Origin of the sequence: Cupriavidus basilensis (assembly GCF_008801925.2) — a bacterium.
Taxonomy (GTDB): Bacteria; Pseudomonadota; Gammaproteobacteria; order Burkholderiales; family Burkholderiaceae; genus Cupriavidus; species Cupriavidus basilensis.
In genome coordinates, this window is the sequence record NZ_CP062803.1 from 1,726,304 (window position 1) to 1,739,033 (window position 12,730).

Genomic DNA, 12,730 nt, shown 5'->3' on the forward strand with positions numbered 1-12,730 from the left:
GCGCATTTCCCATTCTCCCGGCCCTTGTCACCTTGTTGCCTTGTCCATGTCCCGCAGCCTAGATCTCGCCGAGCCCGCTTTTTCCGCCTCGGGCTTGCCATATTCGCGACGCTACGACGAGGCCTATCACGGTAACGAGGATGGCCTGGAGCGGGCCCGTCACGTCTTCCTTGCCGGCAACGGCTTGCCGCAGGCCTGGGGTGGGCGCGACCAGTTCGTGATTGTGGAGGCCGGTTTCGGGCTGGGGCTGAACTTCCTGGCAACCTGGCAGGCATGGCGAGACGATCCCAAGCGTTGCCGGCGGCTCCACGTTGTGTCGATCGAGAAGCATCCGTTGACGAGCGAGGGGCTTGCCGCGATGCATGCCAGCCTTGGCGCGCAGGCGGCGCTGGCGCCGCTGGCCGCCGAGCTGAGGGCCGCATGGCCGCTCGCGCTGCCAGGCCTGCACCGGCTGGAATTCGAGGGCGGGGCGGTCGTGCTGACGCTGGCGTTTGGCGATATCGACGCCTTGCTGCCGCGCCTGGTGCTGGGCGCGGATGCGTTTTACCTGGACGGTTTTTCGCCCGCCCGCAATCCCGATATGTGGCAGCCGCAGTTGATGAAGCGACTGGCCCGGCTGGCCCGTCCGGAAGCCACGCTGGCCACGCACGTGGCGGACATCGTCTTCCAGCGGGGTTTGCAAGCCGCCGGCTTCACGGTCAGCTCTGCACCCGGATATGGCTCGGAGCCACCGATGACCGTGGCGCGCTTGCCTGTCATGCGCGGCACGCGGCGGCAGCCGCCGCCATCCGCCGCGGCGTGGCCTGAGCGGCACGCGATCGTCATCGGCGCGGGCCTGGCCGGCTGCGCGGTCACGGAGCGGCTGGCCGCGCGCGGCTGGCGCGTGACCTTGTTCGATGCCCATGACGGCCCGGCGCAGCTGACCTCAGCCCACCGTGCCGCCGCCATGCATCCACATTTGTCCTCGGATGACAGCATCCTGTCGCGCCTGTCGCGCGCAGGCAACCTGCAGGCCCTGCGGACCTGGGCAGGGCTGGCGGCGGCGGGGCATGCGCCAGGGTGGCAGGGCTGCGGCGTGCTGCAGACCGGGGCGGGCGTGGAGGATGCGGATATCCAGCAGGCGGCTCTTGCCGCCCTGGGCTTTCCGGAAGCGTTCGCGCGGTGGATGAGCGCCGAGGAAGCCGCCAGCCGGCATGGCGCGCCGGTGGCCCATGGCGGGCTGTGGTTCGGGCAGGGCGGCTGGGCGCCACCGCCCGAGATCTGTCGCGCGCAGCTGGCGCAGGCCGGGACGGCGGTAACGGCGCGCTATGGCAGCCGCGTGGCGCGGCTGGCGCGTGTGGCGGATGGCTGGCAGGCGCTGGACGAGGCGGGCATGGTCATGGCCGCGGCGCCGGTGGTGGTCGTGGCCAACGCGTACGAAGCGCTGCACTTGCTCGGGTTGCGCCATATGACGATCGACCGGGTGCGCGGGCAGCTCACCACGCTGGCGCCGGCAGAGCTGGCGCGCCTTGGGCGATGGCCCGATTGCGTGGTCACCGGCACCGGCTACCTGCTGCCGCGCGCTGCGGACGGCACCGCGCGCATCGGTTCCAGCTACGAGCCGGACGCGCAGGAGTCCGGCGCGCTGGATGAGCGCCCCGCGGTGCACGCCGAGAACCTGGCTCGGCTCGCCGCGTTGTTGCCGGCGCTTGCCGGCACGGCCGCCAGCCTGGACCCGGCAATGCTCAAGGGGTATGTGGGCGTGCGCAGCGTCTCGCACAACCGCCTGCCGCTGATCGGGCGCGTGGCCGACGAGACCCAGGCGGCGCGGGACGCCGCGGCGCTCAGCGGGGCACGCCTACGGGATATCCCTCGGCTGCCGGGGCTTTACGCGGCACTTGCATATGGCTCGCGCGGCCTCACATGGGCCGCATTGGGGGCGGAATTGCTGGCCAGCCAGATCGAAGGGGAGCCATTGCCGCTCGAGCTCGAATTGGCCGAGGCCATCGACCCGGCGCGCCTGCTGGTGCGCGCCTTGCGCCAGGGGACCGTGGCAAGCCGCGATGTGCCCGCCGAGCCGGTTCCCGGGTAAAAACTGCCGGAACCGAATGAAAACCGTGCGATAATGCCCGTTTTCCGTTTGCGTGGACCTGCGCCCGGATGCTCTGGAAACGCCGATTTTTGCGCGTGTCCTGCGTGCGACGCGGTTTGCGTGCCGGGTATCGGCATTAGCCGTCGCTTTGCCTGTGTCTTCTCGGGCACGCGAGCGGGGTGCGCTTACGAACACAACAACACTCTGGATTGGATCAACGACCATGTCGAATGTCATTGAAAACCTTGGCAAACTGGACCGCAAGGTGACCCTGGCCATTCCCAAGGCCGAAGTCGAAAAGGAAAAGCTGGAACGTCTGGTTCGCCTGTCGAAGACGGTGAAGATGTCCGGTTTCCGTCCCGGCAAGGTACCGATGAAGATGGTCGAGAAGCAATACGGCCAGCAAGTCGAGTTCGAAGTGCGCTTCGACAAGGCTGCCCGCAAGTTCTTCGACATCACCAAAGAACAAGACGTCAAGGTTGCCGGCCAGCCGAAGTTCGAAGTCAAGACCGACGGCGTGAGCGAAGACGAAGTGGCCTTCGACGCGACCTTCGAGGTCTATCCGGAAGTCAAGCTGGGTGACCTGGCTGGCGCCGAAGTGACCCGCACCAAGACCGAAATCACCGATGCCGAAGTCGACAAGACCATCGACATCCTGCGCAAGCAGCGCGTGCACTACCACACCCGTGGCGAAGCCGGCGAGCACGGCGACGGCGGCGCGGAAGTGGCCGCCCAGAACGGCGACCGCGTGACGCTGGACTTCGTCGGCAAGATCGACGGCGTGGAATTCCCCGGCGGCAAGGCTGACGACTTCGCCTTCGTGCTGGGCGAAGGCCGCATGCTGCCCGAGTTCGAGCAAGCCGCGCTGGGCCTGAAGGTTGGCGAAAGCAAGACCTTCCCGCTGGCGTTCCCCGAGGACTATCACGGCAAGGACGTGGCCGGCAAGACCGCCGAGTTCACCGTCACGCTCAAGAAGATCGAGTGGGCGCACCTGCCGGAAGTCAACGACGAGTTCGCCAAGTCGCTGGGCATCGCCGACGGCAGCGTCGAGAAGATGCGCGCCGACATTCGCGAAAACCTGGAGCGCGAAGTCAAGCGCCGCACGCACGCCATGCTGAAGGACCAGGTCATGGACGCGCTGTTGAAGGCGAGCGAGCTGGAAGTGCCGAAGGCCCTGATCGAGCAAGACCAGGAGCGCCTGGTGGAAATGGCGCGTCGCGACCTGGAGCAACGTGGCATGCCCAACGCCAAGGACATGCCCATCCCGGCCGAAATGTTCACGCAGCAAGCTGAGCGCCGCGTCAAGCTGGGCCTGATCCTGGCCGAGATCGTCAAGGCTCACGGCCTGGACGCCAAGGCAGACCAGATCAAGGCCGAGATCGAAGACTTCGCCAAGAGCTACGAAGACCCGAAGGAAGTCATGCGCTGGTACTACGGTGACCAACAGCGCCTGGCCGAGATGGAGGCCTACGTGCTCGAAAACAACGTGGTAAATTTCGTTTGCGACAAGGCCAAGGTCACCGACAAGACGGTGTCCTTCGAGGAACTGACTGCCGAAGGCAACAACCAGCCTCAGCAGGCCTGAGCCTGGCCCGTGGCCGGCGCGCGTGGCGCGTTGGCCGCAGCCTTGTCTCTTACCGAACTCCAGGAGAACTTGCATGACCCGCAATGATTTGCTTGACCGTCTGGCCACCACGCAGGCCTCCGCCCTGGAAACGCAGGGACTGGGGCTGGTGCCGATGGTGGTTGAGCAGTCCGGTCGGGGCGAGCGCGCCTATGACATCTATTCGCGCCTGTTGAAGGAGCGTCTGATTTTCATGGTCGGCGAAGTCAACGACCAGACCGCTAACCTGGTGGTCGCCCAGTTGCTGTTCCTGGAAAGCGAGAATCCCGACAAGGACATCTCGCTCTACATCAACTCGCCGGGTGGCTCGGTGTCGGCTGGCCTTGCCATCTACGACACCATGCAGTTCGTCAAGCCGGACGTGGCCACGCTGTGCATGGGCATGGCAGCCAGCATGGGTGCCTTCCTGCTGTCGGCTGGCGCCAAGGGCAAGCGTTCGGCGCTGCCCAACTCGCGCATCATGATCCACCAGCCGCTGGGCGGCGCGCGCGGCCAGGCCTCGGACATCGAGATCCAGGCCCGCGAGATCCTGTACCTGCGCGAGCGGCTCAACACGATCCTGTCGGAAGTCACCGGCCAGCCGGTCGAGAAGATTGCCCGCGATACCGATCGCGACAATTTCATGAGCGGCGAGCAGGCAGTGGACTACGGCCTGATCGACAAGGTGCTCGCCCGCCGTGCCTGACAGACCGGCCCGGCTTGCTGCAAGGCGGGCCGGGCAGGGGCCGTGCGGCGATCCCTCGGGTATCGCCGCACGGCCGCAACGAAGAAGGCTATACAGAAACGAGGCCTTGTGCCTCGTTTTTTGCTTTTGCCCCACAGCTTGGGGGTCTACCCGCCGCGCCATTTTTTTTGGCGTATGATGCGTTTGAAGCGTATCCCCGCAGCGCTCCGGCACTGCGGCACGCACACTGCTAATGTGACTGATTCCTATGGCGGATAAAAAAGGTTCATCCAGCGAGAAGCTCCTTTACTGCTCGTTCTGCGGCAAGAGCCAGCACGAGGTAAAGAAGCTCATCGCGGGCCCGTCGGTGTTCATTTGCGACGAATGCATCGACCTGTGCAACGAGATCATCCGCGACGAGGCTGCTGCATCCGACAAGGACGCGGGGGCCACGGCCAAGTCCGATCTCCCCACCCCGCACGAGATCCGCGAAAGCCTGGATCAATATGTGATCGGGCAGGAGCAGGCCAAGAAGATCCTGGCCGTAGCGGTGTACAACCACTACAAGCGCCTGAAGCACCTCGGCAAGAAGGACGATGTCGAGTTGTCCAAGAGCAACATCCTGCTGATCGGCCCCACCGGTTCGGGCAAGACGCTGCTGGCGCAAACGCTGGCGCGCTTGCTCAATGTGCCGTTCGTGATTGCCGATGCCACCACGTTGACCGAAGCCGGCTATGTCGGCGAGGACGTGGAAAACATCATCCAGAAGTTGCTGCAGAACTGCAACTACGAGGTGGAAAAGGCACAGCGCGGCATTGTCTACATTGATGAGATCGACAAGATCTCGCGCAAATCCGACAACCCGTCCATCACCCGCGATGTCTCCGGTGAAGGCGTGCAGCAGGCCCTGCTCAAGCTGGTCGAAGGCACCATGGCTTCGGTGCCCCCGCAAGGCGGCCGCAAGCACCCGAACCAGGACTTCCTGCAGGTGGATACCACCAACATCCTGTTTATCTGCGGCGGTGCGTTCGATGGCCTCGAAAAGGTCATCATGCAGCGTTCGGACAAGACCGGTATCGGTTTTGCCGCGCAAGTGCAGAGCAAGGAAGAGCGCGAGGCCAGCGAAGTGCTGCCGCAGGTCGAGCCGGAAGACCTGATCAAGTTCGGGTTGATCCCGGAACTGATCGGCCGCCTCCCGGTGGTGGCCACGCTGGCCAAGCTGGACGAAGCCGCGCTGATGCAGATCCTGGTCGAGCCGAAGAACGCGCTGATCAAGCAGTACCAGAAGCTGCTGGCGATGGAAGGCGTTGAGCTGGAAATCCGCCCGGCCGCGCTCTCCGCGATTGCCCGCAAGGCAATTCGCCGCAAGACCGGTGCACGTGGCCTTCGTTCGATCCTTGAGCAATCGTTGATGGATGTGATGTACGACCTGCCTAACTACAAGGGCGTGCAAAAGGTGGTGATCGATGAGAACACCATCACCGGGGACGCTCCGCCGTTGCTGATGTACGAGGAACAGCCTAAGGTGGCTGGTTCGAACTGACGCGAACGCCGGCGCTTATGACGATGCCAGGCCGGCAGCGAGTCCTGAGAGGCCGTTCGCGAAAAGCGAGCGGCTTTTTTTCTTCATTTTCGTAAAACGAAGGGGAGGAAACGGGGGTATGCTGTTTGGACGGGTCTTGCAAGTGCGGGGAGCAGCATTTTGCAACTAGCATCGATTCGTGCGCAAAGGATGTCTTGCAATCGAATCATGAGACCCAATTTACGCCTAAATGACTGACTGGGGAAAATGATGTCCGGAACACAACTCCTCCCGGCTGAGCCGATCCGCTTGCCACTGTTGCCGCTGCGCGACGTGGTGGTGTTTCCGCACATGGTGATCCCACTGTTCGTGGGACGTCCGAAGTCCATCAAGGCGCTGGAAACTGCGATGGAGGCGGGCAAAAGCATCATGCTTGTGGCCCAGAAAACGGCGGCCAAGGATGAGCCGACCGCTGACGACCTCTATGAGGTGGGCTGCATCGCCAACATCCTGCAAATGCTCAAGCTGCCCGACGGCACCGTCAAGGTGCTGGTGGAAGGCACGCAGCGCGCGAATATCCGCGAAGTGAGCGAAGATGAATCGCACTTCATGTGCGAAGCCGTGCCCGTGCCGCCGGGCCCGGTCGAGACCGCCGAAACGGAGGCGCTGCGCCGCGCCATCGTGTCGCAGTTCGACCAGTACGTAAAGCTGAACAAGAAGATCCCGCCCGAGATCCTGACGTCGCTGTCGGGTATCGATGAGCCGGGTCGCCTGGCCGACACCATCGCCGCGCATCTGCCGATCAAGCTCGAGCAGAAGCAGAAGATCCTGGAGATGGTGAATGTCACCGAACGCCTGGAGAGCCTGCTGTCGCAGCTCGAAGGCGAGATCGACATCCTGCAGGTGGAAAAGCGCATCCGTGGCCGCGTCAAGCGGCAGATGGAGAAGAGCCAGCGCGAGTACTACCTCAACGAGCAGGTCAAGGCCATCCAGAAGGAACTGGGCGAGGGCGAAGAAGGCGCTGACCTGGAAGAACTCGACAAGCGCATCAAGGCTGCGCGCATGCCGAAGGAAGCCAAGAAAAAGGCCGACGCCGAATTCAAGAAGCTCAAGCTGATGTCGCCGATGTCGGCGGAAGCCACGGTCGTGCGCAACTACATCGACACGCTGGTCAACCTGCCGTGGCGCAAGAAGAGCAAGGTCAACAACGACCTCGCCAATGCCGAGCGCGTGCTGGATGAAGACCACTACGGTCTCGAGAAGGTCAAGGAACGCATCCTTGAGTATCTTGCAGTGCAACAGCGCGTGGACAAGGTGAAGGCGCCGATCCTGTGCCTGGTCGGGCCCCCTGGCGTGGGCAAGACCTCGCTCGGGCAGTCTGTTGCGCGTGCCACGAACCGCAAGTTCGTGCGCATGGCGCTGGGCGGCGTGCGCGACGAGGCCGAGATCCGTGGCCACCGTCGTACGTACATCGGTTCGATGCCCGGCAAGATCCTGCAAAGCCTGGCCAAGGTCGGCGTGCGCAATCCGCTCTTCCTGCTCGATGAAATCGACAAGATGGGCATGGATTTCCGCGGCGATCCGTCGTCGGCATTGCTCGAAGTGCTGGACCCGGAACAGAACCACACGTTCCAGGACCATTACATCGAGGTCGATTTCGACCTGTCCGATGTGATGTTCGTGGCGACCTCCAATTCGCTCAACATTCCGCCTCCGTTGCTGGACCGGATGGAAGTGATCCGCCTGTCGGGTTACACCGAGGAAGAAAAGGTCAACATCGCCCAGCGCTACCTGCTGCCCAAGCAGATCAAGAACAATGGTCTGAAGCCCGGCGAGATGGAAGTGAACGAAGACGCCCTGCGCGACATCATTCGCTACTACACGCGGGAAGCGGGCGTGCGTTCGCTCGAGCGTGAGGTGTCGAAGATCGCCCGCAAGGTGGTGAAGCTGCTGCTGCTCAAGAAGGAAACGGGCACGGTCAAGGTCGCGTCCGAGAACCTGGACAAGTTCCTTGGCGTGCGCAAGTACGACTTCGGCCTGGCCGGCAAGGAAAACCAGGTGGGCCAGGTGACCGGTCTGGCGTGGACGGAAGTGGGTGGCGATCTGCTGACCATCGAAGCCGCGATCATGCCGGGCAAGGGCAACATCACCCGCACCGGTTCGCTGGGCGACGTGATGAAGGAGTCGGTCGAGGCAGCACGTTCGGTGGTGCGCTCGCGGGCACGCCGTCTGGGCATTACGGACGAGATGTTCGAGAAGCGCGACATCCACATCCACGTGCCTGAAGGCGCCACCCCCAAGGATGGCCCTTCGGCAGGCGGTGCGATGACCACGGCGCTGGTGTCGGTGCTCACGGGCATTCCGGTGCGCGCTGACGTGGCCATGACCGGCGAGATCACGCTGCGCGGCGAAGTCCTGCCGATCGGTGGCCTCAAGGAGAAACTGCTTGCGGCGCATCGCGGCGGTATCAAGCTGGTGCTGATCCCCGAAGAGAACGTGAAGGATCTCGCGGAGATTCCGGACAACGTCAAGAACGCCATCGAGATCGTCCCGGTGCGCTGGATCGACAAGGTCCTGGAACTCGCGCTCGAGCGCAAGCCCGAGCCTCTGCCTGAAGAAGTGGCCAAGCCTGCCGATGTGGCGGACAAGGGTGCTGCCAAGGTCGAGATGATTCATCACTGATGATGTCTCGCTGATGCTGCCTTAGCTTGCTGGTAGCACATGAAAAACGCCGCGGGTGTCCCCCGCGGCGTTTTTCCATTCCGTCTCCTGTTCCTGTTCCGCCTTCTGTTCCGCCCTCTATTCCGTGCCACTTTGCACAACGTGCAGGTGCATTCTCCGGCCTGTAAAAATGTCTGCGAAGATTACTTGGCAAAACGCCGAAGGCTGTATTACACTTGCGCCCTCGCAACGCAAACAGCAGTAATTACTCTGATATGTGCGCGGCGATGCTTGCAGCATGCAGTGCGGCTGCGGTACGAGCGGGTGCTTAGCTCAGTTGGTAGAGCGGCGCCCTTACAAGGCGTAGGTCGGGGGTTCGAGCCCCTCAGCACCCACCATCGCTCCTGCCGCAAGACAAGCCCGACACACAGATGCATCCTGCAACACCGATTCAGGAGTGGTAGTTCAGTTGGTTAGAATACCGGCCTGTCACGCCGGGGGTCGCGGGTTCGAGTCCCGTCCACTCCGCCAAACAAGCAGTCAGCAAAACGGGCCCTTAGTGGCCCGTTTTGCTTTTTGCGCATTACATCGCTTTACCCATTCCGCGCTCCGTTCTTGATCACACCGGCTCCGGCTTGCACTGTCCCGTAGCATCCGCCCGGCAAGGGCAGATATGGTTCGCCAATTGCGCCGCAGGGCTGCAAATCGCGTGAAGCCTGCCGCTCCTGATAGAATCCCGGAGTTTGCCGTTCGTACAACCCTTTTCCTGAGTCAGCATGCTTGATTTCGTACGCAACAACCGGCGCTTGATGCTTTTGCTGCTGCTGGTGCTTGTCTTCCCGTCGTTTGTGTTCTTCGGCGTGGAGAGCTACTCGCGTTTCATGGACAGCTCGCACGACCTTGCCAAGGTCGACGGCCGCGCCATCACGGCGCAAGAAGTGGATAACGTGGTGCGTGACCAGAGCGAGCGCATGCGCCAGATGCTTGGCACGAACTACGATCCGCGCCAGTTCGAAGGCGCGCAGGCACGCCAGCAGGTGCTCGACCAGCTGATCCTGCAGCGCGTGGTAGCGGATGAGGTGGCCAAGAAGCACCTGACCGTTTCCAACGAACGCCTGCTCGAGACGATCAGCAGCATTCCCGCCATCGCCCAGTTGCCGAAGAAGCAAGACGGCACGATCGACGACAAGGCCTATGTCAGCCTGCTGGCCCAGCAAGGCATGACGCCGGAGCAGTTCGATGCCCGCATGCGTTTCGATCTGGCCACCCAGCAGCTCAGCAACTCGGTTGGCGCTACCGCCTTCGTGCCGAAGTCATTGCTGGACCGCCTGATCGCCATTCGCGACCAGCAGCGCGATGTGCAGGCGCTGCAAATCAAGCCGGCCGATTTCACCGCCAAGGTCAATCCGGATGACGCTGCGCTGAAGGCCTACTACGAAGGTCACAAGGCGGCGTTCTCGGTGCCCGAGCAAGCCAAGGTCGAATACCTGGTGCTGTCGGCCGACGCGCTGGCCGCGTCGACGCCGGTCACGCCCGAAGAGCTCAAGTCCTACTACGACAGCAACATCGCGCGCTTTCGCACCGACGAGCAGCGCCGCGCCAGCCACATCCTGATCGGTTCGCCCAAGGATGCCCCGGCTGCGGAGCGCCAGGCAGCCAAGGAAAAAGCCACCAAGCTGCTCGAGGACCTGCGCAAGCATCCCGAGACGTTTGCCGACGTGGCCCGCAAGCAGTCGCAGGACCCGGGCTCGGCGGAGAAGGGCGGCGACCTCGGCTTCATGGGCCGTGGCGCGCTGGTCAAGCCGTTCGAAGACGCGATGTACGCGCTCAAGGATGGCCAGATCAGCGACGTGGTCGAGACGGACTACGGCTATCACATCATCAAGCTTACCGGCATCAAGCCGGCCGAGACCAAGCCGCTTGACCAGGTCCGTACCGAACTGGAAGCGGAGTTGCGCAAGCAACTCGCCGCCAAGAAGTACACCGAGCTGGCAGACGCGTTTGGCAATACGGTCTATGAGCAGTCCGACAGCCTCAAGCCGGCAGCCGACAAGTTCAAGCTGGCGATCCAGAGCGCCGACAACGTGACCCGCCAGCCGAACCCGGCCCTGGGCGCGCAAAACCCGCTCAATAACGAGAAGCTGCTCAAGGCGCTGTTCAGCGATGAATCCGTCAAGAACAGGCGCAACACCGAGGCCGTGCAGGTTGGCCCCACCACGCTGGTGGCGGCGCGCATCGTCGACTACCGCCCGGCCACGGTGCGCAAGTTCGAAGATGTGCAGGCCAAGGTGCGCGAAGGCTATATCGCGCAGCAGGCAGCCGAGCTTGCGGCCAAGGCGGGCGCGGAACGTCTCGAAGCACTGAAGAAGAGCGGCAGCGCCGACGGTTTCGGCGCGCCGGTAACGGTCTCGCGTGCCAAGGCCGACGGCCTCGCACCCAAGGCTGTGGAAGCCGTGATGCGTGCCGATACCGCCAAGCTGCCAGCGTATGTCGGCGTGGACCTGGGCGCCGATGGCTACGCGATCTATCGCATCGGCAAGGTCAGCCAGCCTGCGCAGGCGGATGCCGCGCAGCGCCAGGGTGAGGCGCAGCAACTGGGCCAGATGCTGGGCCAAAGCCAGCTGGAAGCCTTCTACGAAGGCCTGAAGGACCGGGCCAAGGTGAAGCTGCTCAAGCCCGCTACCACCACGGAAGCGGGTTCGGCCAGCGGGGCTGGCGCGCAGTAATACTGCCGCTCGCAACCATAAAGAGAAAGGCGCCTTCGGGCGCCTTTCTCTTTATGGCAAAGCCGCGGACAACTAGCGCGTAGCTGTCTCCGCCGCCGGCGCCTTCAGCAAGGGCTTGAGCTGCGGCCAGACGGTATCGAGCAGCGTGCCCTGCGCCTGCGCCGTGGGATGGAGGCGGTCCGCCTGGAACCACTCTGGCTTGGCGATGACTTGCTCCAGCAGGAAGGGCACCAGCCGGACCTTATACTCGCTGGCCAGCTTGGGGTAAAGCGAGAAGAACCGTTCGGTGTAGTCCGGCCCGTAGTTGGGCGGGATGCGCATGCCCACCAGCAGCACGCTGGCCTTGGCCTGCTGCGCGCTGGTGACGATGCTGCGCAGGTTGGCTTCGGTGGTCTGCAACGGCAGGCCGCGCAAGGCATCGTTGGCGCCAAGCTCCACGATGACCACGGCCGGATGGTGCCTTGCCAGCAGGTCGGGCAAGCGCGTCTTGCCGCCCACCGTGGTCTCGCCGCTGATGCTGGCATTCACGACGTTATAATCGAACCGTTCCGCCCGCAGACGCGCCTCCATCAGCTTGACCCAGCCTGTATCGCGGGCCAGGCCATACTCAGCGGACAGGCTGTCGCCCAGCACCAGGATGGCGGGCGTTGCCGCATGCGCCATCGACGCCGTGGCCGGCACCATCGCGGGCAGCAGCGTGGTCACGCACACCGCCAGCGCCAGCTTTCGCCAACCGCACCAGAACTTCTTGCTCATGTCTTCATCCATTCTTGCAGTCGAGTCATTAGGAAAGACCGTAGCCGACACGACAGGTTCGCTGACGATTTTGCACGACGTATCGTTTTCCGTCACGCCCGGCGAGACGCTGGCCATTGTGGGCGCATCCGGTTCGGGAAAATCCACCCTGCTGGGCTTGCTGGCGGGCCTGGACCTGCCCTCGACAGGCACCGTCAAGCTCAACGGGCAGGACCTGTTCCAGCTCGACGAAGACCAGCGGGCAGCGCAACGCGGACGCCATGTGGGCTTCGTGTTCCAGTCGTTCCAGCTGGTCGGGCACCTGAGCGCCCTGGAAAACGTCATGCTACCGCTGGAGTTGCGCGGAGAGACCGCGGGCGTGCGCGAGCGCGCCGCCGACATGCTGGCCCGCGTGGGGCTGAGCGGGCGCCTTTCCCACTATCCACGCACGCTCTCTGGTGGGGAGCAGCAGCGCGTGGCGCTGGCGCGGGCGTTTGTGGCCCGTCCCGACATTCTTTTTGCCGACGAGCCTACCGGGAGCCTGGATACGGCCACCGGGGAGGCCGTCATTGCGTTGATGTTCGAGCTGAACCGGGATGCCGGTTCCACCCTGGTGCTCGTCACGCACGATCGCTCCGTGGCGGCCCGCTGCGGGCGCATCCTGACCATCGAAGCCGGCCGGGTTGCCAGCGACGAGTGGATGACCGCGCCGGTTTGATAAAACGCT

General features: G+C 63.6%; 8 protein-coding genes and 2 tRNA genes. 9 read left to right on the forward strand and 1 reads right to left on the reverse strand.

From position 1 onward, the window contains the following. Nucleotides 1-46: 46 nt before the first annotated feature. From mnmC to F7R26_RS07925, 8 genes are all read left to right on the forward strand, one after another. Nucleotides 47-2,071 carry a bifunctional tRNA (5-methylaminomethyl-2-thiouridine)(34)-methyltransferase MnmC2/FAD-dependent 5-carboxymethylaminomethyl-2-thiouridine(34) oxidoreductase MnmC1 gene (gene mnmC, locus F7R26_RS07890; RefSeq protein WP_150990529.1) on the forward strand — a complete coding sequence of 675 codons (2,025 nt, stop codon included), beginning with the start codon at nt 47-49 and terminating at the stop codon, nt 2,069-2,071. Nucleotides 2,072-2,294: 223 nt separating this feature from the next. Then, nucleotides 2,295-3,656 carry a trigger factor gene (gene tig / locus F7R26_RS07895; RefSeq protein WP_150990526.1) on the forward strand — a complete coding sequence of 454 codons (1,362 nt, stop codon included), beginning with the start codon at nt 2,295-2,297 and terminating at the stop codon, nt 3,654-3,656. Nucleotides 3,657-3,729: 73 nt separating this feature from the next. Further along, nucleotides 3,730-4,380 carry an ATP-dependent Clp endopeptidase proteolytic subunit ClpP gene (gene clpP / locus F7R26_RS07900; protein WP_150990524.1) on the forward strand — a complete coding sequence of 217 codons (651 nt, stop codon included), beginning with the start codon at nt 3,730-3,732 and terminating at the stop codon, nt 4,378-4,380. Between the two features lie 247 nt (nt 4,381-4,627). Beyond that, nucleotides 4,628-5,902: an ATP-dependent Clp protease ATP-binding subunit ClpX gene (gene clpX / locus F7R26_RS07905; protein ID WP_043345921.1), complete on the forward strand. Its 1,275-nt coding sequence runs from the start codon at nt 4,628-4,630 to the stop codon at nt 5,900-5,902. A 249-nt stretch (nt 5,903-6,151) separates the two neighbouring features. Further along, nucleotides 6,152-8,563, forward strand: coding sequence for an endopeptidase La (gene lon / locus F7R26_RS07910; RefSeq protein WP_043351692.1), 2,412 nt, complete (start codon nt 6,152-6,154; stop codon nt 8,561-8,563). Nucleotides 8,564-8,864: 301 nt separating this feature from the next. Then, a tRNA-Val gene (locus F7R26_RS07915) sits at nt 8,865-8,940 on the forward strand. Nucleotides 8,941-8,996: 56 nt separating this feature from the next. Then, nucleotides 8,997-9,073: transfer RNA gene (locus F7R26_RS07920), tRNA-Asp, on the forward strand. 245 nt (nt 9,074-9,318) lie between these two features. Continuing rightward, nucleotides 9,319-11,268 carry a SurA N-terminal domain-containing protein gene (locus F7R26_RS07925; RefSeq protein WP_150990522.1) on the forward strand — a complete coding sequence of 650 codons (1,950 nt, stop codon included), beginning with the start codon at nt 9,319-9,321 and terminating at the stop codon, nt 11,266-11,268. Nucleotides 11,269-11,340: 72 nt separating this feature from the next. Here F7R26_RS07925 and F7R26_RS07930 read toward each other — a convergent pair whose 3' ends face one another. After that, nucleotides 11,341-12,024: an arylesterase gene (locus F7R26_RS07930; protein ID WP_150990520.1), complete on the reverse strand. Its 684-nt coding sequence runs from the start codon at nt 12,022-12,024 to the stop codon at nt 11,341-11,343. Here F7R26_RS07930 and F7R26_RS07935 point away from each other — a divergent pair. Then, entirely contained in the window at nt 12,023-12,721 is a 699-nt protein-coding gene (locus tag F7R26_RS07935) for an ABC transporter ATP-binding protein (protein ID WP_150990518.1), read from the forward strand. The genes F7R26_RS07930 and F7R26_RS07935 overlap by 2 nt on opposite strands. Nucleotides 12,722-12,730: the final 9 nt, after the last annotated feature.